The 26,201-nt window shown below is 44.5% G+C and carries 19 protein-coding genes and 1 tRNA gene; 4 read left to right on the top strand and 16 right to left on the bottom strand.

Going from position 1 to position 26,201, the window contains the following annotated elements:
- Window positions 1-4: 4 nt before the first annotated feature.
- Window positions 5-1,138, bottom strand: a complete 1,134-nt coding sequence (locus L1D22_RS04330; RefSeq protein ID WP_239828818.1) for a 4-phosphoerythronate dehydrogenase — start codon at window positions 1,136-1,138, stop codon at window positions 5-7.
- Between the two features lie 457 nt (window positions 1,139-1,595).
- Window positions 1,596-2,822 (bottom strand): beta-ketoacyl-ACP synthase I, encoded by a 1,227-nt coding sequence (fabB, locus tag L1D22_RS04325; protein WP_239828817.1) that lies wholly within the window; start codon window positions 2,820-2,822, stop codon window positions 1,596-1,598.
- 128 nt (window positions 2,823-2,950) lie between these two features.
- Here fabB and mnmC point away from each other — a divergent pair, with 128 nt between their 5' ends.
- Window positions 2,951-5,029: a bifunctional tRNA (5-methylaminomethyl-2-thiouridine)(34)-methyltransferase MnmD/FAD-dependent 5-carboxymethylaminomethyl-2-thiouridine(34) oxidoreductase MnmC gene (gene mnmC / locus L1D22_RS04320; protein WP_239828816.1), complete on the top strand. Its 2,079-nt coding sequence runs from the start codon at window positions 2,951-2,953 to the stop codon at window positions 5,027-5,029.
- Window positions 5,030-5,177: 148 nt separating this feature from the next.
- Here the strand turns inward: mnmC and L1D22_RS04315 are convergent, their stop codons facing one another.
- From L1D22_RS04315 to L1D22_RS04305, 3 genes are all read right to left on the bottom strand, one after another.
- On the bottom strand, window positions 5,178-5,699 hold the full coding sequence (locus L1D22_RS04315) for an NADPH-dependent FMN reductase (RefSeq protein ID WP_161679052.1): 522 nt from the start codon (window positions 5,697-5,699) through the stop codon (window positions 5,178-5,180).
- A 176-nt stretch (window positions 5,700-5,875) separates the two neighbouring features.
- On the bottom strand, window positions 5,876-6,139 hold the full coding sequence (locus tag L1D22_RS04310) for a YfcL family protein (protein WP_017632537.1): 264 nt from the start codon (window positions 6,137-6,139) through the stop codon (window positions 5,876-5,878).
- Between the two features lie 9 nt (window positions 6,140-6,148).
- Entirely contained in the window at window positions 6,149-6,679 is a 531-nt protein-coding gene (locus tag L1D22_RS04305; protein WP_017063424.1) for an elongation factor P hydroxylase, read from the bottom strand.
- Window positions 6,680-6,978: 299 nt separating this feature from the next.
- Here L1D22_RS04305 and L1D22_RS04300 point away from each other — a divergent pair, with 299 nt between their 5' ends.
- Window positions 6,979-7,602 (top strand): trimeric intracellular cation channel family protein, encoded by a 624-nt coding sequence (locus L1D22_RS04300; protein ID WP_239828815.1) that lies wholly within the window; start codon window positions 6,979-6,981, stop codon window positions 7,600-7,602.
- Between the two features lie 160 nt (window positions 7,603-7,762).
- Here the strand turns inward: L1D22_RS04300 and aroC are convergent, their stop codons facing one another.
- The 9 genes from aroC to L1D22_RS04255 all read right to left on the bottom strand — a co-directional run bounded on the left by aroC (window position 7,763) and on the right by L1D22_RS04255 (window position 20,927).
- Window positions 7,763-8,848, bottom strand: coding sequence for a chorismate synthase (aroC, locus tag L1D22_RS04295; RefSeq protein WP_017062360.1), 1,086 nt, complete (start codon window positions 8,846-8,848; stop codon window positions 7,763-7,765).
- Between the two features lie 381 nt (window positions 8,849-9,229).
- Window positions 9,230-10,555: a SidA/IucD/PvdA family monooxygenase gene (locus L1D22_RS04290; protein WP_239828814.1), complete on the bottom strand. Its 1,326-nt coding sequence runs from the start codon at window positions 10,553-10,555 to the stop codon at window positions 9,230-9,232.
- 26 nt (window positions 10,556-10,581) lie between these two features.
- A complete protein-coding gene (locus tag L1D22_RS04285; RefSeq protein WP_239828813.1) occupies window positions 10,582-13,041 on the bottom strand; it encodes a GNAT family N-acetyltransferase in 2,460 nt (819 codons plus the stop codon).
- Window positions 13,042-13,298: 257 nt separating this feature from the next.
- Window positions 13,299-13,874, bottom strand: coding sequence for a nitroreductase (locus tag L1D22_RS04280; protein ID WP_239828812.1), 576 nt, complete (start codon window positions 13,872-13,874; stop codon window positions 13,299-13,301).
- Window positions 13,861-15,792: an iron ABC transporter permease gene (locus L1D22_RS04275; RefSeq protein WP_239828811.1), complete on the bottom strand. Its 1,932-nt coding sequence runs from the start codon at window positions 15,790-15,792 to the stop codon at window positions 13,861-13,863. Before L1D22_RS04275 ends, L1D22_RS04280 begins: the two co-directional genes overlap by 14 nt.
- Window positions 15,785-16,741, bottom strand: coding sequence for an iron-siderophore ABC transporter substrate-binding protein (locus L1D22_RS04270; RefSeq protein WP_239828810.1), 957 nt, complete (start codon window positions 16,739-16,741; stop codon window positions 15,785-15,787). Before L1D22_RS04270 ends, L1D22_RS04275 begins: the two co-directional genes overlap by 8 nt.
- Entirely contained in the window at window positions 16,738-17,508 is a 771-nt protein-coding gene (locus L1D22_RS04265) for an ABC transporter ATP-binding protein (protein WP_239828809.1), read from the bottom strand. Before L1D22_RS04265 ends, L1D22_RS04270 begins: the two co-directional genes overlap by 4 nt.
- 9 nt (window positions 17,509-17,517) lie before the next feature.
- Window positions 17,518-19,731, bottom strand: a complete 2,214-nt coding sequence (locus L1D22_RS04260) for a TonB-dependent receptor (RefSeq protein WP_239828808.1) — start codon at window positions 19,729-19,731, stop codon at window positions 17,518-17,520.
- 32 nt (window positions 19,732-19,763) lie between these two features.
- Window positions 19,764-20,927 carry a hypothetical protein gene (locus L1D22_RS04255; protein ID WP_239828807.1) on the bottom strand — a complete coding sequence of 388 codons (1,164 nt, stop codon included), beginning with the start codon at window positions 20,925-20,927 and terminating at the stop codon, window positions 19,764-19,766.
- A gap of 151 nt (window positions 20,928-21,078) precedes the next feature.
- Here L1D22_RS04255 and L1D22_RS04250 point away from each other — a divergent pair, with 151 nt between their 5' ends.
- Entirely contained in the window at window positions 21,079-22,794 is a 1,716-nt protein-coding gene (locus L1D22_RS04250) for an IucA/IucC family protein (RefSeq protein WP_239828806.1), read from the top strand.
- Window positions 22,795-22,986: 192 nt separating this feature from the next.
- On the opposite strand, the gene L1D22_RS04245 is transcribed toward L1D22_RS04250, so the two are convergent.
- Window positions 22,987-23,063 (bottom strand) — tRNA-Arg (locus L1D22_RS04245).
- A 211-nt stretch (window positions 23,064-23,274) separates the two neighbouring features.
- On the opposite strand from L1D22_RS04245, the gene folD reads away from it, so the two are divergent.
- A complete protein-coding gene (gene folD, locus L1D22_RS04240) occupies window positions 23,275-24,132 on the top strand; it encodes a bifunctional methylenetetrahydrofolate dehydrogenase/methenyltetrahydrofolate cyclohydrolase FolD (RefSeq protein ID WP_017629535.1) in 858 nt (285 codons plus the stop codon).
- A gap of 77 nt (window positions 24,133-24,209) precedes the next feature.
- On the opposite strand, the gene L1D22_RS04235 is transcribed toward folD, so the two are convergent.
- Window positions 24,210-26,024 (bottom strand): sodium:proton antiporter, encoded by a 1,815-nt coding sequence (locus L1D22_RS04235; RefSeq protein ID WP_239828805.1) that lies wholly within the window; start codon window positions 26,022-26,024, stop codon window positions 24,210-24,212.
- Window positions 26,025-26,201 lie beyond the last annotated feature (177 nt).

Genomic DNA, 26,201 nt, shown 5'->3' with positions numbered 1-26,201 from the left:
TCTTTTATAAAGTTGGCTTTACCATAAAACCGAGTTTAGATAACGGCGTTAAATTACAAGATTCGTCGCCCGTTAACTCGACAGCACTGTACTCTCTGCGGTCCCAATATTCTTTACGCATCTTGTCAAAAGAACCCGGCGTAGAGATATTGCGACGGAATAAGGCGTCGTCTTTGCGCACATCATAGATCAACTGAGTCAAATTGTGCAGTGTTGCTTCGTCCCAAGCTCTATCTAATTTCATTTGAGGCACAGGTGCAGTCGGCAGAAGATCGCTTGCATAAGCACGTTGTTCCGTACCTAAAAACTCACAATAACTGTTAAAGATCATCGTCGTACCGCGCGCTTTGCCCTCTAAACCGTAGCCCGCTACGTGAGGTGTTGCGAAAGCAAGCAACGGAAGTAATTCCATGTCGACTTCAGGTTCAAACTCAAACACATCCAGAACCGCAGTAAAACCATCCGCTTTTTGTAAACGAGCTTTTAACGCTTGGTTATCCACGACAGGACCACGAGCGGCATTAATCAGGATTTGATCAGCACGGAAGTTGTTGAGCACTTGCTCATTAATCAAGTGATGCGTTGGGAACTCACCCGTTTTAGAAATGGGCGTATGCAGCGTGATAACGTCAGATTGCTCAAGCAGCGTCTCTAGTTCAGTAAACTCACGAGTGTCGCCCTCTTGTTGTTTTAGAGGATCGTTGAGCAACACTTTAATACCAATACCTTCTAGGCATTTCGCTAGGTAGCTGCCCACTTGACCACAACCGATAATACCGACTGTTTTATCAAACACAGAGAAGCCTTGTTGCTGCGCAAGTACCATCATTGAACTGAACGCATACTCAGCCACACCGACCTTGTTACAGCCTGGTGCCGCGGTAAAGAAAATACCACGCTCTTTCATCAACTCTTGGTCGACGTGATCCATACCAGCCGTCGCAGTACCAACAAACTTCAGTTTATTGGCTTTGCTGATCAACGACTCGTTCACCTTGGTGACTGAGCGAATCATTAATGCGTCTACGTCAACTAGGTCGTCAGCAGTAAGTGTGCGACCAGACTTCATTGTCACTTCCCCTAGCTGGCTAAAAAGCGCTTCAGCATAAGGCATATTTTCGTCGATTAAGATTTTCATTTGGCGAGTACTTTTGTTGGGGTCTATCGACCTAAATGTGAATTGAAATGATTGTGCAAAATTCCACACACGGTGTCGAGTAGCAAATGGAATACATTATGAATAAAGGGCTGAATCGCCGAGTCGGCACAAACAACGGAGATAAGCATCTTTACCCAGAAACCAAAAGGCTAAAACGAAAAATGCCCGATTGAATAAACAATCGGGCAAACATCCAGAACAAAAGGATCCTATCTCGCTCTCCAGGAGACAGAGTCTTGCGTCTGTTCAACCAGTACTAACTAAGTTACTACTGATCAAGCTCTGGAAACCTTTCAACTTTTAAGCATAGATTTTAAATCTATGCTTAAAAAGCTTTGTTCTGTGGTTCATAGCTAACGAGTTACCTGTGCGTGTTGAATCGACACTCGCGTAACCCGTTAACGATTAATCTTTGTATATCTGACTCAAGCCTAAATTAAGCTTGGTACTTTTTGATTACTAGCGTTGCGTTTGTACCGCCGAAACCAAAGCTGTTAGACATAACTGTAGTTAGCTCTTGCTCGCGAGCTTCAGTTACGATGTCTAGGCCAGCAGCTGCTTCGTCTAGGTTAGAAACGTTAATGCTTGGAGCGATAAAGCCGTTGTCTAGCATTAGCGTTGAGTAAATCGCTTCGTGTACACCAGCAGCACCTAGAGCGTGACCTGTCATCGCTTTCGTTGCAGAAATTGCTGGGCTGTTACCGCCGCCATTACCTTGAGAGAAAACTTCTTGGATAGCACCTAGCTCTTTCACGTCGCCAACTGGAGTTGAAGTACCGTGAGTGTTCACGTAGTCAACGCCATCAACGTTTTGCATAGCCATCTTCATACAACGAACCGCGCCTTCACCAGAAGGAGCAACCATGTCGTAGCCATCTGAAGTTGCGCCGTAACCTACGATCTCACCGTAGATTTTTGCGCCACGAGCAATTGCGTGCTCAAGCTCTTCGATTACTAGCATGCCGCCGCCGCCAGAGATAACGAAACCGTCACGGTCTGCATCGTAAGTGCGAGAAGCCAGCTCAGGTGTGTCGTTGTACTTAGTAGAAAGTGCGCCCATTGCGTCGAACATCATAGTCAGAGACCAATCCAGTTCTTCACCGCCACCAGCGAATACTACGTCTTGCTTACCAAGTTGGATAAGCTCCATTGCGTGACCAATACAGTGTGCAGATGTTGCACATGCAGAACTCATAGAGTAGTTCACACCACGGATTTTGAAAGGAGTTGCTAGACAAGCAGAAACCGTTGAAGCCATTGTACGTGGAACCATGTATGGACCAACACGCTTAACGCCTTTCTCACGGATGATGTCTACTGCGTTTACTTGGTTAAGTGAAGAAGCACCACCTGAACCCGCAACGATACCCGTGCGGTCATTAGATACTTGATCTTCTGTTAAACCAGAATCAGCAATTGCTTGCTCCATTGAAAGATATGCGAATGCCGCCGCATCACCCATAAAGCGCATTTTTTTGCGATCGATATGGTCAGCTGGGTTCATTTTTAGGTTACCCCAAACTTGAGAGCGCAAGCCATTTTCCTTGAACTGCTCTGAAGCGGTAATACCAGATTTACCCTCTTTCAGTGATGCTAAAACTTCTTCGACGTTGTTACCGATACTTGAAACAATACCCATACCGGTGATTACGACTCGTTTCATGTGACATTCCTATAATTCTAAATTCAGCTAGATGATAACTAAGAAGCCTAACAAAAGTGGTCAGCTTTCCTAGAAATTCGTACAATCCCTACCAACATATCGCTTCAAATCACAAAATGATAGATTTTATGACTTCAATTACTAATGCAGAACTGGAATGGAATGAGTCTGGCACGCCAGTTTCAGACCAATTTGACGACGTTTACTTCTCCAATGTTAACGGTTTGGAAGAAACTCGCTACGTCTTTTTAAAGCAAAACCACCTTCCAGAGCGTTGGGTTGAACATCAACAACGTCGTTTTGTCATTGCAGAAACCGGCTTTGGCACAGGTCTTAACTTTCTTGCTGTTTGGCAATGGTTCGATACTTTCCTTAAAGATAACCCTCAAGCTATTACCAAAGAGTTACATTTCATCAGTTTTGAAAAATATCCTCTAAATAAAGAGGATCTCATCAAAGCACACCAATCGTGGCCAGAATTAGCCGAGTATGCGACGCAACTCCAAGAGCACTACCCTATCGCACTGCCGGAATGTCACCGCATTGTGCTGGGTGATGGCGCTATCACGCTTGATTTATGGTTTGGTGATATCAAAGATTGTATGCCTAACGTGCCTACACCAAAACAAGGCTTAGTGGACGCTTGGTTCCTAGATGGTTTCGCACCAAGTAAAAACCCAGAGATGTGGAATCAAAACCTGTTCAACGGCATGGCTAAGCTAGCTAAACAAGATTGTAGCTGCGCAACCTTCACCGCCGCTGGTTTTGTTCGTCGTGGTTTAATCGAAGCTGGCTTTGAGATGAAGAAGGTTAAAGGCTTTGGGACTAAGCGTGAAATGATCGCAGGCCGACTGGGCGAAAAGCACGCTCACACCAACATCAAACCTTGGTATGGCCTATCAGAGCATAGTGACTCGCAAGACATTGCGATCATTGGCGGCGGTGTTGCTAGTGCAGCACTCGCTAAAACGCTAAGCCGCCGTGGTAAAAATATCACCCTTTATTGCGAGCATCCACAAGCTGCGGGCAATGCATCAGGCAACAATCAAGGTGCGATTTACCCATTGTTAAGCGAAGCGACATCGAACGTTTCTCGCGTGTTTGGTCCAGGCTTACTGTTTGCTCGCCAGTTCATCAATCAAGCGGCGCAATCTATTCAGTTTGACCACAGCTGGTGCGGCGTGAATATTCTGATGTGGGATGAAGGCTCAACCAAAAAGCTTAACCGCATGTTAAAGGGCAATTTCCATACAGATTTGATTCAGCGTTTATCGCCAAAACAAGCGAATGAAAAGATTGGCCTGCCGGTTGATAAAGAGAGTGTTTACTTCCCACTGGGTGGTTGGCTAAGCCCTCTACAACTGACACAAGGCTTGATCGAAAAGTTACAAGAGTCCAACCAAGTTAGTGCTCACTATCAACATCAAGTAACTCAACTTGAGTGGCTCGAAGTTGAACAACAATGGCAACTTACCATTGAGACACCACAAGGTGAGATTCAAACTAAACATGACCAAGTGGTCGTTGCGAACGGCCACAAGTTCACCCAGTTTGAGCAGACTCAACCTGTACCTCTAACGCCGGTTAAAGGCCAAGTAAGCCATATTCCGACCACGGAAAACTTAACCAAGTTAAAAACCGTGTTGTGCTTTGATGGTTACCTAACACCGCAAAATCCAAATAACGGCCACCATTGTATCGGCGCTAACTACGACAAAACCAATATTGACCAAGAGTTCGATCTTGAGGTTCAGCAGCATAATGGTGAGCGCCTACACGGATCGCTGCCAGACCAAGAGTGGACAAAAGATGTCGATACCAGTGGCAACCTAGCACGCCAAGGTATTCGTAGCGTAAGCCGCGATCACCTTCCGTTTGTCGGCAACGTGGGTGATTTCGAATCAATTAAAGAGCAATACCAAGATCTGCACAACTTTAACCCACAGCGTGACTCGGTAGATGATGTTCAAACAGTCACAAGCTTCCCTAACCTGTACTGCTTTATCGGGCTGGGTTCGCGCGGTTTAAGCTCTGCCCCATTGTTAGCTGAAGTATTAGCATCGCAAATCTGTGGTGATCCGCTTCCTTTACCTGTTGATGTGCTTGAAGCCATTCATCCAAGCAGAATGTGGGTGCGCAGGCTGCGTAAAGGTAAAGCATTAACCGCTGGCTGGGTTGCAGATAAACACTCTAAAGCAAACCAATAGACTCTAGTTCAACTATTCTGAACATCTAAAATATCTGAATATTGGAAATATCTGAAACTAAAAGCTAAAAAGCCCGAGCGACATTATGTCACTCGGGCTTTTTGTTGATCGTGTTGTTCTAAACCGATTTTTTTAAACTGCTCGATGTTTACAGCTTAGCAACCGCGCCTTTGATCTGCTGAGCAATCTCTTCGTTGCTGATAGCGCCGGACTCAAAGTCAAAGTTATCATAAAAATTTGGCACTGATAGTGAAGCCTTAACGTTGCCGCCAAAGAATGATGCAGACCCCGTTGCCGCGCCAAGTACCGTTTGAGCGCCACCAGGGCCAGGAGAAGTTGCTAGGTAAACCGCTGGCTTCTCGCCAAACACTGAACGCTCAATACGTGTTGCCCAATCAAATAGGTTTTTATATGCGGCTGGGTAGTGGCCGTTGTGTTCAGCGAAAGAGATAACAAACGCGTCCGCTTCTGCTAGGTCACGCAAAAATGCTTGTGCACCTTCCGCTTGGCCAATCTCTTTTTCAGTGTCTTCACTGAACATAGGAACATTGTAATCGTTGATGTTTAGAACTTTAACTTCAGCACCCTCAATCAAGTTAGCTGCGTAAGTTGCTAGAGTTTTGTTGATAGAGGTAGAGCTTGTGCTTGCGCCAAATGCGATAACTTTCATGATGTGACCTTTTCTGTAATTCCGTTAAGTAGGATTAGAATAACGTAGTCAGAAAATGTAACCATCACAAGGATTGAACGGACTCATTCAAAAATTTCGAATGAGTCTCAAACTATTCACGACTCAGCAAAATGAAAAAGGAAGGGACTGAGCGGGTAATGATAAGTAACCAGCGATTAAGCTTGGTTTTGCAGTTCAACCCAAAGGTCATTCACGATGGTGCGGTCTGCAGGCGTTAATTCAGAGCGAGCGTCATCTAGGCTCTTCTCGATGCGGGCTTTTACTTCAGCTACGTCTTCAATGCCTTCTTCTTCACATGAAGCCACTGACAGAGAAATATGACCACGTAAATAACCACCAGCAAACAGTTCATCGTCTGATGCGTTTTCAATGCGAGCATCAATTACTTCTAGTAGTTTTTCTTCAAATTCGATAATCATAATATTCTCTTATTTCACAATAAATTGGCTAGCACATAAAGGTTCTACATCGTAGAAGCTGCGCAATGCTTCAGAGAGCATTTTTACGCGAGGCGGGAAGCCAACTTCAAAGATACCCATAACTTCGCTATGTACTTTATTCATAAAGGCCAAACGATCTGGCTCAAAATCGCCGTGTAGATTGTCACAGCTGACATTAAAAGGAAAGCCTGCGCTCATCGCAATGATCCATTCATACGCTTGTGGGCGAATTTCTACTTTTTCAAACTCAGCTTGAACCGATTCCGTTCGACCGTCAGGTTCATACCAATAGCCAAAATCTTCCAGTAAACGACGCTCAGGGCCAGCAACGCACCAGTGTGCGATCTCATGAAGTGCAGAGGCGTAAAAGCCACGTGCAAACACGATTCGATGATGTGGGATAGTGTCATCAGCAGGCAAATAGATCGGCTCATCAGCCCCTAGCTCTAGTTTGGTATTAAAGCTTTCAAAAAAGGTCTGATTGAAGATATCGATAATGTCTGAATATTGGTGTGTCATAAAATCAAATTTAAGTAAAAAGAACTGGGGCATTTTGCGTTTTTTCAAGTGCTCGGTAAAGCCCTATCAAGCGCAATGACATCGGGTTCGCCATTATACTTTACGGTGACAATCGATTGCCATTCCCAGATTACACCACTTTAAGGTGAATGATTAGTTTAGCTAATCTGAAGCACCCATTCACGGTACAAATATTCATTCGTCAACAAGCATTTTTACTACTACACTCGCGCTTCATTTTTATATCCCTAAGGCCTATAAGACTCGAATTTATAGACCTAAATTATAGAGCTACAGCAATGCTACTAAGTGTTTTGTATATCATTGGCATCACGGCAGAAGCCATGACCGGCGCTCTCAGTGCTGGTAAACAAAAAATGGATTGGTTTGGTGTAATGTTGGTTGCGAGTGCAACGGCAATTGGCGGCGGTACGGTGAGAGATATCTTACTTGGCCATTACCCTTTAGGTTGGGTTGAAAACCCGCAGTATCTGGCCATCACCTGTATCGCAGGTGTTATTACAACCGGACTAGCTAAATGGGTTATCAAGCTAAAAGGCTTGTTCATTCGCTTGGATGCCTTAGGCCTAATTGTATTCAGTATCATTGGTACCAAAGTAGCGATGACTATGGGTCTGCACCCGATGATTTGCATGGTATCGGCACTGGTGACAGGTGTGTTTGGTGGCTTGCTGCGTGACCTTATCTGTCGTCAAACGCCATTGGTGTTACATGAAGAGCTGTATGCGTCTGTCGCACTTGTCGCTTCAGGTTTGTACCTAGGTTTGCTTGAAGTTGGCATTAACGGCGTAACGGCGACAATTGTAACGCTTGTGGTTGGTTACTTGCTGCGTATGGCAGCGGTAAGATTTAAATGGCGTTTGCCTTCGTTCCAGCTTGATCCTGAAAGCTCAGTGCATTAATGGATTAAGAGCCTTGAGCTGCTAGCGGTCTTTAATGACGATAGTCGCTAACCGGACGAACAATCCTATTAATGTGAAAAAGGGTTGCTTCATTACGAAGCAACCCTTTTTGTTTTTATCAAATCAGTTTCAATTCTATTCTAAATAAAAAGCAGCAGGATTAGATTTGTGGCGTTTCAGTTGTCACACCAAAGTTTTGACCACGATGACGTAGCAAGTGGTCAAGCAGCACAATAGCCAGCATTGCTTCTGCAATTGGCACAGCACGAATACCAACACATGGATCGTGACGACCTTTCGTGATTAACTGCGTTGCTTCACCATCTTTCGTGATTGTGTCACCAGGAACCGTAATGCTTGAAGTCGGCTTAAGCGCGATGCTTGCCACAATATCTTGGCCAGTAGAGATACCACCTAAGATACCGCCAGCATGGTTGCTGCTGAAACCTTCTGGAGTTAATGGATCACGGTGTTCACTACCGCGTTGATTAACAACATCGAAGCCATCACCAATCTCAACACCTTTCACAGCGTTAATGCTCATTAGAGCGTGCGCGATGTCAGCATCTAGACGATCAAAGATTGGCTCACCAAGGCCTACTGGCACTTTAGTCGCAACCACTTGAATCTTCGCACCGATCGAGTTGCCTTCTTTTAGCAAGTCACGAATCAGTTGATCAAATTCTGGTACTTTATCGGCATCAGGACAGAAGAAAGCGTTGTTTTCAATCTCGTTCCAATCCACTTTATCAATTGAGATATCACCCATTTGAGAAAGGTAAGCTTGGATTTCAACACCAAATTCTTGTTTTAGGTATTTCTTCGCAATTGCACCTGCAGCAACACGCATTGCAGTTTCACGAGCTGAAGAACGACCACCACCTCGGTAATCACGCACACCGTACTTTTGATGGTACGTATAGTCAGCGTGGCCAGGGCGGAACTTGTCTTTAATTTCGGAATAGTCTTTAGAGCGTTGGTCTGTATTTTCAATCAATAGACCAATAGAAGTACCCGTAGTTTGGCCTTCAAATACACCTGATAAAATCTTTACTTCATCCGCTTCACGGCGAGCCGTTGTATAGCGAGAAGTACCGGGGCGACGACGATCCAAATCTCTTTGAAGGTCTGCTTCGGTAATTTCTAATCCTGGTGGGCACCCATCTACGATACATCCTAGTGCGATACCGTGACTTTCTCCGAACGTGGTCACGCGGAAATGTTGTCCGATACTGTTTCCTGCCATTACTTCCTCTAAATCAGCTATTGAGCAGAAGGTTTGATTCCTAAACCCACTGGTGAACAGCTTTACTTGTCTATTCTTCGTGAATTCATAGTGGCTTTATTACCAAATGATGTAAACCCCAAAAAAGGAACAATTTTAACTTTCTATTACATAGATCGAACGAAATGAGTAACGAGTGGAAACGAGCGTCGCTTTAAAGTGAGCGTTTTCACCAGTAACATTGACCAATTAACAAAGGTTAATGAACTCGCTTTTATAGATTGAGAAGCTTTCTCTAGTTTAGTGGTATTTACCTCCCCAGTTAACATAGCAAACAAGCCTCTCATTCGCATGAAAGGCTTAAGTTTGAACAGTTACGCAGAATTTAGGGCACTCTCGAAATCAGCAGAGCTCTTTCTGTTGTTTGCTAGGCTCTAATCCCCAATCAACTACACAGCTGTGCTCGACCGGGTCGTAGAGGTTTTTCTGTGCGATGCTGTTGAGTATTTTGGCACCTCGCCACGCAGCTAAGCTTAATTGTGGCTCTGCGATACCATGACTCCCCATACCAGTATTAACCATATAGATACGATTATGCTCCCCACCATCCCACTCTACAGAGAAGTCTTCTGCCAATTTAGGACGTCCATGATAATCCCACTTGATTTGTTCATGTAACGCGTTTAAACAGCTTGGTGTTACCCGCTTAAAACCAGTGCACAGCACAACAACATCCGCTGAAATCTGTGATACTTCGCCTGTTAAGCTATGTTCAAGTTTCAATTGGTAACCTGTGCTATCACGTTGCATCTCGATTAAGGAGCGGCTTGGTTGAATGCTCCACCATGGTCTATTTCTCAACACAAACTTATCATGATACAAACGCTGATAGATCCCTTGAAGGCACTCGCTTGTAATCCCATCACTGGTTAGCTTTTGTCGCCCTACTTCGCTATCTTTCACTTCTTGCTCAAGTTGATAGAATCCATTCACATAATCTGGCATGAAATACTGGTCAGTAAAGCAACCTTCATCAAGTACCTCGATATTCGCTCTTCTCGACACCCAATGAAGCTCAGATAACGCACCGAACTGTTGATCAAAACTATGTTGGAAAACATCTGCTCCCGTTTGCCCTCCGCCGATCACTGCAACTCGTTTACCTTCAAATTGAGGAGCACGCAAAGCTAGCTCACTGGCATGAAAGCACTCATCACCCATGTGTAGCATTGCACATTCAGGAACGGTTGGTACAACACCGGTTCCCATGACAAGGTTTTTTGCATAAAAGATGTGGTTTTCCGTTACTACCTTGAATAAACCATCGTTGTTTTCAATATGAATGACTTCTTGGCTAAATTTTACATTGGGTAGTTGATTCGCCACCCACCCCATATAATCTGAAAACTCTAAACGTCCTATCGTGTTCTGCCCCGAAGCCATAAACGGGTAGAACTTTCTGTTCAAGACTAAATAGTTGAGAAAACTGTAAGGGCTAGTTGGGTCAACCGCAGTCACTAAATCTTTTAAGAATGATGTTTGCATTTTTGCATTGTCTAGTAGCAACCCTGGATGCCATGCAAAGTGAGAACGTTTATCTAGAAATAGCGTGTTTAGTTCAGGTTTTTGGGCTGCTAAAGCGGCAATACTTAAGTTAAATGGACCTAGGCCGACACCAATCACATCATAAATAATGTCCATCTCGAAACGTTTGTTATCGTTCTTCATTATTTTCCCTTTTCAATACGAAATATCTAAAATGCAAACTGCTCAAAGAAGCGTTTTCTACCGCACAAAATGAACGCTGAACGTTTATGAGGAAAATCAAATTCAAACAATTTTTGCATCCCTACTCGCGAGTTCAACTTGAGCACTCGATGGTTATCGGCTCTTGGCTCACCGACCACAGACTCCATTCTTGGTTCCTGCATGAAACAGTATTGAACAACTGACCTTCCCCAAGTATCAAAGTAAGGAAGTCCTCTATAGGCTAAGTTGCCCACCAGCATATGCACGCCTTTATCAAACAATCCGAACTCGTAAAATGGACCTATTCTGTCTTCGGCTGCCCAGTAGATTTCAAAATAACCGAAAGGCACACCATCAAACTCCCCGATCACACCGTAGGCATGCTTGTCCTGTTTTTGCTGATCAAGATAGTTTAGATGTGTCGACAACTCTCCCTCTAGCTCCCACATTTGAGCAACAGAAGGCTCATTGTGCCAACGATGGAATATGTTTAAGTCCCTAGCGATATCAACCACTCTCAAGGTAACAGTACGTTTCAAGTGGTAGTAATATCGCTGAAAAACGATACCTTCAGGGTGAGCGGGTCGAATAGGATGTGTCGAACCATTCTCTGCTGTCGTTAATACAAGAGGGTTCGAGTCCTGAGCTGTATGCAACCAAATTGGTGCTGACTCTAAAAACTCGCTGAAATCAATCGTCTTTTCTCCACCTGGCCAGTTGGTCACTTTAATACGATTTAGATCCATAGAGAAAAGAGTGTGTTCAACAGCACTCCACCAAAACATGGAATCATTGACGTCAGTTGTGTTGCACGTTAACGCGCCAGTCTTCCCACCTTCTCTTTCCGCACTAAATTGAGCAACTACTTCGCCATATTCGATGAGAGTGAAAGTCAGAGTCCCATCCGAACTCTCTCGATCAAGTATTGTGACAGTTCGACCTGAAGGAAGTGGTTTGTGGATACGTACTCCTTCATTTTCTGACTCTTTCCAAGCAAGTGGATTAGCGACATCGCAGTAAATGATTGATGGATCTTTCATCGTGGCTTCATTAAACCCCGATAAGAAGCACATAAAGTTGCGTTTCCACCGTAAGGTTGGCGAGTTAAGAATGTAGTGATAAAAAGAGTCATCTTTAGGGTTTAGCTTGGATAAGGCGTCAAACTGATTGCGGCATAATGCCCATAAATTAGTTTCTTCAATAAATCCTAGCGCTCCAATGGCCGCAATCGTATTTAGTAGAGAGTTTCCAATAACATAGTAAGCGTGATAAGGGTTAAGCTCTCCAGCTTCCATAAAGTATTCCGATTGCTCACGTTCCAAAACATCAGAGAACACATCCATTGCAAGTGACGTTAGACCAAAACCTTGACAGTCTCGAACCGCAACGCCAACAGGCAAACCTTGCTCAACTTCAACCATTAAGTTTTGCTGATGAGCAAGCATCACAATGCCATAGTCAGCACGCGCGACACAGATTGGCGCAATGACCTTTTCCATAAATGCGCTCATCCAGTGCCTCGCTGCGAGTTCAAGGCTTTGTCCTTGGGTTTGGGCACACTGTCGAATCCACTGTTCGAGCTCACTGGCCTTATCACCGACTGCGTCTTGATTTAGTGTTGCCAACATGTGGAAACGACTCGCGATAGAATCAGATACTTGTTCAGCTTCAACAAAGAAAGGGTTCACTCTAAAGCATACCAGCGGTAGATCTAGGACAGCTTGATCCTTTCCGACAATAGAACACCACATAGGCTCTTCAATAAAATTGGCGAAGTTCAAACGTTGTTTTAATTCCTCTCCTGCTGCAGTTTTCATCAACTTACTAAATTGAGTCCCTCGCCTCGCTTCAGGCTCGGTCATAAGACGCAGAGAATTAGTCAAGCGAACCGGTAAGGATACCTTTAGCATCCATTTACAATTCGGATGATAAATAGCACGAGAGGAAGATGTTGCTGTCCACCCATCGCTCCTTAGACCTAAATCAAGGGTATAAGCCTGCAGAACCTGACAATTTGCTTGTGCTTTTCGCCACTCTCTTGCTTGGAGCGGATGCATGGGAATTGGCACCCACTCTGCACCTGGTAATGAAGAACCACCTTGAGTGTGGCCGCTCAGAAACATTTCTTTTAGTTCATATTTCAAACATCCGCAAACGTATTCGCCAGCGAGCTTATCTTCTTTTACGGCAAACCATTCCACTGCAAATTCACCGGCGAATTCAGGTAAGTACGCTTCTTGCTCTTGTTGGGTCAGAGGTTCATTACACTTAGGTGCTGGATGCATACTGTGTCCACCACTAAGTGCCTGTTCCAATGTAATAAAACCTTGCAAATCATGTTTAGATTGACGCAAAGCCAATGCGGAAGATGCTCGCGTTACATAATCATTTGAGCTTTCAACACGTTGTATAAACAGCGTTTTTTTATCTTTATCAACTTCAGGGAAGTAACGTTCAACCAACAAAGAAGCAGCTTAAGAAAACGGTATTTGTGATAATTTATCTAGCTCTCGAAGCAGTACTTTTCCACTATATCGATGACGACCTGAGGCAGATACATAGGTAAGAGGAATCTCTAATTGCCCATGACAGTTCAAATCAACATAAATACTGTTGCCCTTAATTTGATATTCAGATGTTTCAAGCAGCAAGCTATTTAGGAAGTGCTGCATCGTAAGTAAATGTGTCATTTAACTCTATCTCTTAGGATTTATTTCATTATTTAATAGGTCGTCTGTGGCGACCATTTTGATGTCAGCGGTTTTGCGCATCGTCTACGCTTTTTACGTGTTTCTGCAGGTGTACCTAGCACCAAGAACCCCACAGGAACATGACTCTCATTAAGGTGCAGATGTTCTTTCACATTTGGCAGATCCACGGCTTCCGTCGAATACCAAACGCCACCGTAACCACTCGCATCCGCTGCTAGGAGTATCATTTGACATGCTGCAGCCGCAGAAAGGATCTGATCTTGTTGTGAGATCTCTTTGTGTGGTTTGATCTCTGCAGAGACCAGCACCAGCATCGGAGCTTGACGTAAATAACTTGATAGCCGTTTGACTTGCCCTTTATCTATATTCACCTCAGACGCAACCCATGCGGCACTCAGTAGTTCAACCAGTGCTTCAACTTGTTCACGTTCTATCACTAAAAAATGCCAAGGGTTAAGATTCCCATGATCTGGAGTACTCATTGCGGTTTGCAGTATGGTCTCTAAATCACACCCAGCCGGAGCTGGTAGAGATAACTCATGAACATGATAAGAGACACGTTGTTGAAGAAATTTAATCAATTCCATGACGTTGTTTTCGATATCCGATTAGTAGTAAGAGTAAGAAGTAAAGGCTCCCTAAAATAGACACGACCAAGCCTGCTGCTATTTCAGAAGGAGGCATAAGACTGCGTCCTATTCCGTCAGCCCAAATTAAAAGAGATGCACCAGTAAGACCCGCGGCGGGAATCAGATGAACATGACGATATAAACCCAATAGACGCGCGCAATGTGGCGCTAACAAGCCAACGAAGCTAATTGCACCAACAGTTGATATTGCAACCGCCGTTAATAGAGCAGCAACCCCGAGCAGCACTAGACGATAAGGGGTAAGAGCAATCCCCACGACTTGAGGAATGACTTCTCCCAAAGGCATGATGTCTAGGCTTCGTAGAATAGGAACCATAGCAATGAGTGACAAAGCGAGCGTAACGGCTAAAGGCATAATGCTTTCAGCAGACGCGCCATAAGTCGTACCGGACAACCACATGAGAGTGACCGTTGATGTTGTACTACCGAAAGTCAACAAGATGTGAGTGGCTGTGCCAGTAAATGCAGAAATGACAATCCCAAACAGCGCGAGTTGAGAGACGCTAAGTTGTGATTTGAGCCCCCAAAAAAGGAGCGCTATAACGGCGAGAGCACCGGTTAAACCGGCTAATACGATCATGCTGTGACTGGCTCCCGGGAAAACCACCAGCAGACAAGCGATCATTAAAACTGAACTGGTACTGACCCCTGAAATATCAGGGCTTGCTAACGGGTTTCTGAATAGTGTTTGTAGCAAAGTCCCCCCGCAAGCCAATGCAAAGCCTGCAAGTCCTGCTAAAACAATCCTGCTCATCACCCAATCAGAACCAATATTATTACTTGGTTCAGACCAGTAACCCACTGTCATGATAAGAATCACACCGAGAACCAGTAACACATGACTTGGTGAAAGCTTTAACAATGGACGTAGACCAATCACTTGATCTTCTGTAGCAGCAAGCGCTCGCCCACTCTTTCCAAATAAAAGGAGTAAAAAGAATGGTGCGCCCAAAAGCGCAGCAAAAGCACCAGTTGGTAATCGATAACCTAAGAACAGCAGGCTTCTTGAACACCATTCGGCCAGCAGTACTAACATCGCGCCAATGACTAAGGATAAAAGCCAAAGGCTTGTAACACTTCGACCTTGGTATTTGTTCACCGTTAAATAACGAGCCAAATGGGGAGCCATAAGCCCAATAAAACCAATCATACCAACCATCGCAGTTGCCAGAGCCGCTTGAGAAATAGCAAGGAGCAAAATCACCCAACGCCATCGATTTACTGATAAACCCAAAGCATGCGCATGTATTTCACCAAGCTGAAACAGTGAAAGCTTAGGCAGCACGGCGACACTCAGCGCCAACGTAATAAAAGCCGGTAAAGAAAACTGTTTAAATGCTTCAGATGAGCTTTGTAGGACTTGCCCACTCCCCCATAGGAACAGCCCATCCGTTTCATGCTCGAAGTAAAGCAAAAATACAGAAGCAACTGCACCAGCACCAAGCCCAATAGCCATACCAACTAACACTATTGGCAGTTTTCCTCCACCAATAAGTCGACCCACCATAACGACAAGAGAGGCAATCGCAACACTGCCTAGAAATGCGCTACACCAGACAAAGATGAGCCCGCCCTCAGGATAAAATACTCTTGCTAGAACAGCGCCAAGTAGAGCGCCGGAGGCAACACCTAACGTCGAAGGAGAAGCAAAATCATTGTCGAGTGATACTTGAATTAATACGCCAGAACTGGCTAACAATGACCCTGTTACAATCGCCATTCCTACTGTCGGAAGCCAAATGGCGTCAAACATCACTTGGCTCAATTGCGGATCTGAGATAGGAGAAATCGTATATAAGTAGCCTGCGACAACGAGAGACAATGCCAACAATGAACAGCTGAAAAATCTAACCATTGCTCTTCTCCTTCCAATCCAACAGTGACTTTGTAAATACTCTAGCCATTCGCTCAATCGACTTAGGCCCACCAAAGCTCCAAAGTGGTTCTACTTCAGAGAGTGCGTTTTGTTTGACGAAGGGCAAGTATGGCCAAACCGGAGAACGAATCATCCGTTCGCTATCGGTTTGATTACCTGCTAGTAGAAGATGAGTATTAATAACACCCGGAAGCTGTTCCAATTGAAGATGAACAAAATCCTTACCAGGCAACGTGCTCTGCCACTGATAGTTCAGACCCAACTGTTCAGCAACTGAGCCTGCCAAACTGTGGTTAGAAAAAATTCGTAGCCCATATCCCATGCCCACAAATTTGCCGTAGGTTACCGAAGTCCCAGCAAGACCAGACTCTTTAATCGCTTTACGCAACTTGACGAGAGTTTTATCCATATCGTCCAAAATCAGAGCCGCTTTTCTCTCGGTCCCTGTTACGACGGCCAGAGTGGCAAATATGTGTTGAGCCTGTTCGAAATACCGAAACTCCGGCTGATCTAACCTTGGGAATTGCTGATAAAGCAGAGTGGGTGCGATCTGGTTCAGTACTGGGTACAAGCGCTGATGTCGAAAGTCATATCCAACGATCAAATCTGGCTTTAGGTTCGCGATAACCGCTAAGTTTGGTTCTTGGCGGCGGCCTACTTCTGCAACATCTTCTGGCAATTTCGGATTGTTGGTTTGCCATTTTCGATAACCTCTTCCTTCAGTAATACCGACCGGTTTTATACCAAGAGATAAAAGCATCTCTGCTGCAGACCAGTTTAACGCCACCACCCTTTTCGCTGGCTGATTAAGACTCACACAGGTTGATAGGCAAGCCGCCTCTTTATCGATGAAAGGCTGATTTGCATAAACAACAGATGGTATTAAGACCGTTAAGATTGAGGTGAGGATGCAAGATAAACGCCTCATGCACGAACCTCCGTCCATAAAATTCGCTGCCCATCGATATCGTGATCACGAACTGGAGTTTGATAGATATGACTCACTCTTTCTGCGGAGATCACATCATCGACCAAACCAGAAGCAACTAAATCTCCATTTTGCAGCATCATGGCTCTGTCGCTGTATTGAAGGGCTTGGTTCAAATCATGGAGTACCCAAATAATGGTTTTACCAAACTCTTCATTGAGTCGTTTAACAATCCCCAATAACCCTTGTTGATGATGGATATCCAACCAAGACGTTGGCTCATCCAGCATCAAAAGTGGAGTATCTTGAGCAAGTACCATAGCTAGCCAGCAACGCTGCAATTCACCACCAGAAAGGCCGCTCAGTAATCGGCCGCGATAATGTTCAATACCAGACACAGAAATTGCCCAATCAATGGCTTCTTTGTCTTGCGCATCTAAACGGCGATACCAAGGGCGATGCGGATGTCGACCAAATGCGACTAAGTCTGCCACTGATAAAGTTGAAGGGACTGGGTTACGCTGTGGCATAAGAGCGATTTCGCGAGCGATCTTTGCTCGAGACAAGTTAGAGACTTGCTCACCACTAAGTAGAATTTCTCCACTGTCAGGTTGACGTAATTGACTCAACACCGACAAAAGTGTCGATTTCCCTGAGCCGTTAGGACCAATCAAGGCGGTGATAGATCCTTGAGGGAACCCACCGCTCATTGGTTTGAGAATAGGTTTCCCTCCTAACTGGAGGGAAACATCGTTAAATTTCAGCACATTCACACCCTAGAATGTCGCGCTGTAAGCAACAGAGAAGGTCGTGCCTTGACCGTTGTGAGTGAATATTTCTTCAGGAACACTCGTACCGTAAAGCATTTGCGAACGCTGGCTCCAAAGCGTCTCGTAATCTCTGTTAAACAAGTTTGAAATGCCTAGGTTTAACTGACCAACCGGTAATGCCATGTAAGATGACACGTTAGCAAGGGTGTAACTCTCCAGCTTTTGGCCATCATCATCTTCGTAGCTTATGAAGCTATTGATTCTCAGCTCTGCGCCGTATTCAAGGTTATCGTAACCAAACCACACACTACCGGAACTAGGGCTCGCTGATGCAGCAGATAGATCTTTCCAGTCACCAGAAACTTTAGTTTCACTCTTCACATAGTGAGCATTCACACCTGAGTAGATATTGTCCGTAAAACTATATACTGCTTGACCTTCAACACCATAAATACGTTTGTCATCGTCTTCTACAACAACCGCAAATGTGGAGCGATCGTAATCTACTGTTTTGTCTGAAAGTGAAATGTATGACGCAACTTGAGCATCTAAGTCACCTTCGGACATTCGCCAACCAAGCTCTAGAGCATTTGTTTTAACACCTTGAAGTTCGGTATTAGATACTGATGTCGAAGAGACTAGATTCGAGCCTTCACCATATGGCCCATCGTATTGACCTTGCCCAAAGAAGCGAGCAGGATCTGGCACATCAAAACCTTGAGACACATTTGCCCACACTTGTGATGTCTTGTTTAAATGGTAAACCGCGCCTAAGTTAAACAGCCACTCATCATAATCGGTCTTACCACCAGCAATTGAATCTGGGTTTGAATACAACCCAAGCTGCGCTAGGTGTTGTTGTAGAACCCCAACATGGTCACCAATTTCGTGCTCAATACGCTCATAACGGAACCCACCACTAACGGTAAGATCTGATGTCACTTCCATTTCTAGCTGGTTAAATAACGCAATGAAACGGCTATCCACATCAGGGTAACGTTGTGCGGTTTGAGAAGGTACGAATACCATGCCACCCGAACCCACTGACGTTGCTTGATCATAGATAGTCTGACTAGCGTCAAACGACTCTTGAGAAGCATCTAACCCAAATGTTGCAGAGACAGACTCAAACTGTTTGATCAATGCTAACTTCGCACCAAACACTGACGTGTTCTGCTCAGAGGCACCGTAGAGCGGGTATACGTTACCTGGCAAAGGCGATTGAGAGACTTGCGCTATCGTTGGGAATGGGAAGAAACGAATAGACTCATCACGATAGTACGCTTGAGCTAACAATTGGCCACCTAACACATCGGCATGACTGTATTGAGCATTAACCATGTATCTTTCAGTGTTTGGCTGTTCATCCAGTTGCAAGCCTTTACGCGTCTCGATCAATGAAGCATTGAAAAGACCGCCTAAGTTTGCTCCAAGATAAGTAGAATACTCCGAGTCTTGCTCGCTATTGTAGTATTGAGCGCTAACAGACAGTGTTTGCTGCTCATCGAACGAATATTCAGCGCTTGCCATCACATCTATTGTGTCATTGAACTGCAAATCTGTTTGAGTAATGTCAGGGCGAACGATATCACCATTTGCGTCGTACAAACCGCCAGTTCCACTATACGCAACTGAAAGTCTGCCTTTCAGATCGCCATGTCCACCAGAAACCGCAACCGCAATTTCTTTTGCCAAATCGTCACTGTTGTTGAAGCCAGAAGATGCACCAACTCTCGTTTCAAATGTTAGCTCATCACTCTCCGCTTTTTTCGTGATGATGTTGATGATACCGCCAGCAGCACCGGCACCGTATACTGAAGTGGCTCCTGAAAGCACCTCAATTCGAGCAATATTGAAAGGATCAATACTATCCAATTGGCGGCTAATGTTTCGGGTTGAGTTCAGCGATACACCATCGATCATAAATAGAGCCGTACGACCACGTAAATTCTGAGAGAAGTTAGTCCGTGCGTCACTACCAAAATCAAAGCCCGGAATAAGTTGACCAAGAGCATTCTTAAGATCTGCACCAGTATTTATGACTTTTTCTAGCTCTTGCTGGTCAACAACCCACATGGTTGCTGCAACATCCGAAATCGCCGTTTCAGCTCGATTAGCGGTAACAACAATGGTCTCTGTATCAGAAGCGTGAGCAAGGTTAGCAAAAACCAATAGCGCAATTGGGCTAAGCTTAGCCATGCATCGAGTGGTGGTGTTCATATTGTTAGTGTCCATTCTTATTAATTAGATTATTAGTAGGTGTGTGCTTGTTCCAATTCCGACAATGAATTAAGCCGCAACACACAATAGATTAGAGAGACAGAGATAAGCCCGATCAAAATAGAGAGCAGCCACTGTTGGTTAAGAAAAAATGCCGCAAACCCTGTCCCTAGGATGTGTCCACTTGTATAAGCTCGAGTTAAATACCCGCTAAGCTTTGATTGCATTAAAGTATCGTTTTCACTTTGAAGTAATCTCGCGGTATACCAAGCTGGTAAACCTGCGACGGCTAAGAGTAGCGACACAAGTGACCCCCCGAGCCCCCACCAATTCATCCCAAACATAACTAAGGTTGCACTGCCAATAATTAGGCTAGATAACAAGATACCCATAAAGTGATTGGATTGGCGTTGACTGAGAGATGGTATAACACGAAGTTGATACACCACGAGCAAAACGCTCGTCGCAAGCATCAGCGACGCATAAATGTCGGTCCCTTTCTCCCCTTGATATCCATGTAGAGATAAGAACTGTAAAACAAAGAATTGGAACACCGCGACCAAAGCTGTTGTAAGCAGCGCGGCAGTAAATGCAAAATAATGCATTGGTTTTATCGAATATTTCTTAGACGTCGAATTGACATTTTTTTTCCACTGCTCCTCATCACAGCGAGTGAAAAATAACGGCAAGACCATGACGATAGGAAGCAGAAGTAAGTAACCAAACTCCATAGGAAGAAAGACCAAACTTGGACCAACGAGTCTTCCGAGCGTGAGAGCACTACTTAAGCGAGAAAGTGCCGCAGGTGTCGCATCATTTTTAGTTGCTAACAAAGTTTGAGATAGAGGAAGAAACGCGCAGCTAAAGGCACCAATCAAAAATCGACTTCCGCCTAAAAGCAACAGATTCGGTACGTCCCCTAAGATCAGGGCAACAAACGTCAAGCAAGAGAAAGCATAGCCATATGCAGCTAATTGAAACGATTTTGTAAAGCCAAGCTTACTGACAACAGCTCCCCAACGACTGGCACCAAGCCAATAACTGACAAGGTTCATGTTTACTGCAAGCACTAGCCCCCCCATAGAGGCGTTAATATCCGATGCTTCAAGCCAACCTGACAAAGATGGAATTGCAGCAACAACCAGAGTCTGGTTGATACCAAGCGATATCAATACCAGATAAAAAGCCAACTTCATAACGATCAATAATGCAAATGAGAATGATTGTTAATATAATTGCCATTTATGTTGCGATGTGTCAATAATATTATGAACTTAAATTCATTTTATAAATAATGATCACTATTTACTCTATTAAATAAATCAACTTATTAACGGATTGGACACAATGACACCGGACTCTTGGCTAAGTGTTAATCGCTCTCTGTGCGCGAAAATCATCTCTGAACTTCACTATGAAGAACTTCTAGAACCAACGAAACAAGACAGGGTTTGGTTTTTAGAAACCAAAAATGACAAATGGTACTTTGAAGCTAACATCACAATTTGGGGTATGCTTGAAATCGCCGAAGACAGTGTAGAATGCGAAAGTGGCAAAGCACCTTTAGCATCTCAATTACTTATTGATTTAAACGAATATTTAACAATATCTGACATCAACTTGGCTAACCTGCTTGAAGAGATCCAGCAAACCCTATACAGCGATATGGTTAGAATGAAAAAGCTAGAAGGAATGACAGCTGACGATTTAACTTCCATGAGTGAAATCGACCGTCAGCAATATATAGATGCACACCCAAAAGCAATTGCTAACAAGGGGCGTCTTGGCTGGGGTGCCGATAATTTAGAACAATATTCCCCTGAGTCTGGTAATCCATTTCAATTGCGGTGGTTAGCCATTCGTAAATCTCAATGCGAAGCTGGAACTGCCCAATCGACAAACTACGATAGCATTCTAAAAAACGTTCTTGGTGAAGCGGAATTAGATCAATTAAACGCAAAGTTAGGAACTCAATATCAAGATTTTTGGCTAGTTGCCATTCACCCTTGGCAGTTCCAACGATTTCTAACCAGTCAGTATGCTTGCTTGTTTATGAACGGTGATATCGTCGATCTCGGCCTAGCTGGAGCAGATTGGAAAGCTCAACAGTCCATTCGTACACTCAGCTCAACTTCTGAACATATTGCTTACGACGCTAAAACCGCTTTGAGTATTCTCAATACTTCTTGTTATCGTGGCATTCCAGGAAAATTTATTGTTCAAGGACCAGAGCTATCTTCTTGGCTAGATAAACTCGCGAAAACGGATGAAACATTAAAAGCGGCTGGCTTACATGTTCAACAAGAAGTCGCTGGCTTTTATGCTCCCCACCCATTTCAATCACAACTTGAGCAAGGACCTTATCGATATCAAGAGATGTTGGGTTGCATTTGGCGTGAGCGTGCTGAGCACATCATTGCAGAACATAAACGTCCAATCACTATGGCAGCTTTGATGCAAGGAGACCTCAAGGGAAAGCCTTTAATTGGTTCTCTAATCGATGCATCAGGTATTGCTATTGAGCAGTGGCTAGAAAAACTGTTTAACCATGTCGTGGTTCCACTCTACCATTTGATGTGTAAGTATGGCGTTGGTCTTGTTGCGCATGGACAAAACATCACTCTAGTTCTAGAAGACAATATACCTTGTGGCTGTATTATCAAGGATTTCCATGGCGACTTAAGAATCGTCAATCATGAATTTTCCGAGTTAAACTCGCTTGATGGATCTATCAAAGAAACCCTCACACGATTACCGCCACACTATTTAATCCACGACTTATTAACCGGTCACTTTGTTACGGTGTTAAGGTTTATTTCTCCAAAAGTCGCGGCGTTGGGCTTCGAAGAGGTAGACTTCTATCGCTTATTACGTCGTGTTATTCTGGCGTATAAAAAGCAACATTCACACCTTGAAGAGAGGTTTAATCAATTTGATTTAATGGCTCCACAAATCGACAAAATTTGCATAAATCGAGTCAGATTTAAGATTGGTTATGGGGATACGAACGAAAGACCACTGCCCGATATTGGAAAGCCTATTAATAACCCACTCATGCAATAACTTATATTTAAGTAGCCAGAGGAGCTATCGCAAACTTTGAAGCTACAAGTTTAGATTTATTTGCCCACTTAGTTGACCTCTGATCGTGGGCTTTGTCACTTTGCCATACCTGAAGATTCATCGTTGCTTAACCACAAATGGCAGAAACGAAAAAGGGCGTAGCAAGTATTACCTGCTACGCCCCGTAAATAATGGCACGCCCTGAAGGATTCGAACCTTCGACCACATCCTTAGAAGGGACGTGCTCTATCCAGCTGAGCTAAGGGCGCGCTACAGGAACGAATTATACGAATTCGAATCAGTAAAGCAACGGCTTTATGTAACATTCTGATCTAAGTGAGTAAAAAAAGGGCAACAAACATATAAGTGTTGGAAAATAGACCAAGGCAAACGTTTGCTTGATGGTAATCAAAAAGATTTTCTGGAATAATGCGCCAAAAACATCAGCCACTAACTTGAATATCAATACTAAGGAAATTCATGACTGCTCAAAATATTGATGGAAAGCTAATTTCTCAAACGGTTCGCTCTGAAGTTGCTGCACGTGTAAAGGCTCGTACTGAAGCAGGATTACGCGCTCCGGGCCTAGCGGTTGTTTTAGTGGGTGAAGACCCTGCTTCTCAGGTTTACGTTGGAAGTAAACGTAAAGCTTGTGAAGAAGTTGGCTTCGTATCTAAATCTTACGATTTGCCAGCCACTGCAACAGAAGATGAACTGTTAACATTAGTAGACCAACTGAACCAAGACCCAGAGATCGACGGTATTCTGGTTCAACTGCCTCTACCTGCTGGCATTGATAGCACTCACGTTCTTGAGCGTATCACACCAGAGAAAGACGTTGATGGCTTCCACCCATACAATGTCGGCCGTTTGGCTCAGCGTATGCCTAAGCTTCGCTCTTGTACGCCAAAAGGGATTATCACGCTCCTTGACCGTTACAACATCGATTTACGAGGCAAGCACGCGGTGGTTGTTGGCGCATCAAACATCGTAGGCCGTCCAATGACTCTAGAGCTGCTTCTAGCGGGTTGTACAACGACGACGTGTCACCGTTTCACAAAAGACCTTGAAGGCCACGTACGTCAAGCAGACGTTGTTGTGGTTGCCGTTGGTAAGCCTAACTTCATTCCAGGTGCTTGGATTAAGAAAGGGGCCGTTGTGGTCGATGTTGGTATCAACCGTTTAGAATCTGGCAAGCTAGTGGGTGATGTTGAATACGACGTAGCGAAAGAGAGCGCAAGCTTCATCACACCTGTACCGGGTGGTGTTGGTCCAATGACAGTGGCAAGCCTAATCGAGAACACAATGATTGCTTGTGAGCAATTTCACTCGAAGTAATCTATTAGCGCAGTATAAATAGAATTAGAAAGCCGCAGCGTGGTATTCGCTGCGGCTTTTTTGATAAAGAACACTTACTACTTATCTGGAGCCTCAACTTTCTCAACCGGCTCTGAAGGCGGCAACAAACTGATGATCTCACACTCCGTTGATATCAGCTTTTTCAAGTCAGCCCCTTGTGTAATTAAACGGAAGTCCCCGTCGTTGATAACCCCAAGCAAAATCGCTTTAGGATAAAGCGCTTTAAACTCATTCAGATCAAATGCCTCTGTTAACCCTGTGCGCTTAATTTGACTGCCTTGAGCCATTAACGAATTAAGCTTGGAATAAGTAATCCCTTCCGAAAACAAACTTCGATTACCATCGCGACTCACTTGATGCCTTTCATGCTTAGTCTCTGACGATTCAAGCTCGAACACCTTATTAGCGCCAAACTCATCTTGGTAATGCATACTGACTAACGGGTTGGTTTGACGATAAGGCGAGACGATCATCGCACGCCCTATCCCATCCAATTCCAGATTATTTTCCGCGTGGCTTGAAGCTGGGTTACCAAAGTAGACATTCAAATTATCCATCCTCGCCAAGCGAATGCTCTCCCAGTTGGTATCGGCAAGCACACTGTTAATGTTGTGTGTAGCTAACACCTTGGCAAACTGTCTTGCAAAGTGAGTTGCACCAAAGAAGAGCACCCCTTGCGCTTTCTCTTGAGTCACACCTAACCTCCTCGCCCACCAACTTGCAGTTAAACTCTGAATCACAACCGTACCAATAATGACTAAGAACACCATTGGCACGAGCAGATCTGCACCTTCGATCAATTGCTTCTCTTGCAGTTTTATCGCAAACAGCGAAGAAACCGCGGCTGCTACGATCCCGCGAGGTGCCATCCAACTCAAAAACCATTTATCCGCCGAAGTAAGATCCGTACCGATCCCGCTGATCCACACGCTTAACGGACGAGCCACCAGCATCACCACCGCTAACAACCCTATACCGCCCCAACCTATCGAAAGGAAGGTTCCCGAATCAAGTCGACTGGCTAGCAAAATAAATAACGCAGAAATGAGTAGCACAGTCAGAGTTTCTTTGAATTCGATGATGTCTTCGATATCCAAGCCCTTCACATTGGCAAGCCAGATTCCCATGATGGTCACGGTTAACAAGCCCGACTCTTCACTCAAGTCATTAGAAAACGAGAACGCCGCCAACATTAGCGTCAGCACCGCCACATTGCATAAATAGTGTGGCACCCAATGCCCTTGCAGCATCTTGGCAATCAAATGACCACCGATGATCCCTAAGCCTAAACCAATGGCTAAGGTTAGTCCCAGAGCCGAAAGTACATGCTCTGCAGGGTCGGCAGAAGAGACTATGTATTCATAAACCAGAACAGCAAATAGAGCACCAATCGGATCAATCACAATCCCTTCCCATCTCAAAATGCTACCAAGAGAAGCTTTGGGCTGAATACTACGCAGCATAGGCACAATCACTGTCGGCCCCGTCACCACCACCAAGGCACCGAATAGCGCGGCTAATGGCCAGCTAAAGTTAACAAAGTAGTAAGCACCGACCACAATGCACGCCCATGTAATCAGCATGCCGACACTCACGAGGTGAGTCACCATGCGACCATGGCCTCTGATCTCTTTGAAATTAAGCGTCAATGCACCTTCAAACAGAATGATAGCAACACCTAATGAAATCAGCGGAAATAGCACTTCGCCAAAAATGGCATCTGGGTTAAGGACATTTAAACCGGGGCCTAATAGCAGGCCGACAATGAGAAGAGGGAGAATAGCGGGAAGACGCAATCGCCAGCCGAGCAGCTGACAAACTAAAGACAAGAGCCCAATTAGCGCCAAAGAAGAAGTAATCGACAAATCCATTTATGCCCCTAAATAATTGGTGCCACACCCTGTGGTCCAAATCTGTTTACTGAAACAAGAAAGCCTACGTCATTAAACTATAGGCTCTCTTTTTCGTGCTAACCGAATATTATTGTGATTAATCAGTCACTTTACTATAGGGGAAATAAAGTGACTGACTCATCTACTCGGCACTTA

The organism is Vibrio sp. Isolate34, assembly GCF_022397915.1.
In the GTDB taxonomy this organism is placed as follows: Bacteria; Pseudomonadota; Gammaproteobacteria; order Enterobacterales; family Vibrionaceae; genus Vibrio.
The sequence above is the reverse complement of the archived record's forward strand: the minus strand, read 5'-3'. Positions and strand labels throughout refer to the sequence as shown.

Coding starts and splice junctions, on each gene's coding strand:
- L1D22_RS04330 (WP_239828818.1), bottom strand. CDS start 1,138: ATGAAAATCTTAATCGACGAAAATATGCCTTATGCTGAAGCGCTTTTT.
- fabB (WP_239828817.1), bottom strand. CDS start 2,822: ATGAAACGAGTCGTAATCACCGGTATGGGTATTGTTTCAAGTATCGGT.
- mnmC (WP_239828816.1), top strand. CDS start 2,951: ATGACTTCAATTACTAATGCAGAACTGGAATGGAATGAGTCTGGCACG.
- L1D22_RS04315 (WP_161679052.1), bottom strand. CDS start 5,699: ATGAAAGTTATCGCATTTGGCGCAAGCACAAGCTCTACCTCTATCAAC.
- L1D22_RS04310 (WP_017632537.1), bottom strand. CDS start 6,139: ATGATTATCGAATTTGAAGAAAAACTACTAGAAGTAATTGATGCTCGC.
- L1D22_RS04305 (WP_017063424.1), bottom strand. CDS start 6,679: ATGACACACCAATATTCAGACATTATCGATATCTTCAATCAGACCTTT.
- L1D22_RS04300 (WP_239828815.1), top strand. CDS start 6,979: ATGCTACTAAGTGTTTTGTATATCATTGGCATCACGGCAGAAGCCATG.
- aroC (WP_017062360.1), bottom strand. CDS start 8,848: ATGGCAGGAAACAGTATCGGACAACATTTCCGCGTGACCACGTTCGGA.
- L1D22_RS04290 (WP_239828814.1), bottom strand. CDS start 10,555: ATGAAGAACGATAACAAACGTTTCGAGATGGACATTATTTATGATGTG.
- L1D22_RS04280 (WP_239828812.1), bottom strand. CDS start 13,874: ATGGAATTGATTAAATTTCTTCAACAACGTGTCTCTTATCATGTTCAT.
- L1D22_RS04275 (WP_239828811.1), bottom strand. CDS start 15,792: ATGGTTAGATTTTTCAGCTGTTCATTGTTGGCATTGTCTCTCGTTGTC.
- L1D22_RS04270 (WP_239828810.1), bottom strand. CDS start 16,741: ATGAGGCGTTTATCTTGCATCCTCACCTCAATCTTAACGGTCTTAATA.
- L1D22_RS04260 (WP_239828808.1), bottom strand. CDS start 19,731: ATGAACACCACCACTCGATGCATGGCTAAGCTTAGCCCAATTGCGCTA.
- L1D22_RS04255 (WP_239828807.1), bottom strand. CDS start 20,927: ATGAAGTTGGCTTTTTATCTGGTATTGATATCGCTTGGTATCAACCAG.
- L1D22_RS04250 (WP_239828806.1), top strand. CDS start 21,079: ATGACACCGGACTCTTGGCTAAGTGTTAATCGCTCTCTGTGCGCGAAA.
- folD (WP_017629535.1), top strand. CDS start 23,275: ATGACTGCTCAAAATATTGATGGAAAGCTAATTTCTCAAACGGTTCGC.
- L1D22_RS04235 (WP_239828805.1), bottom strand. CDS start 26,024: ATGGATTTGTCGATTACTTCTTCTTTGGCGCTAATTGGGCTCTTGTCT.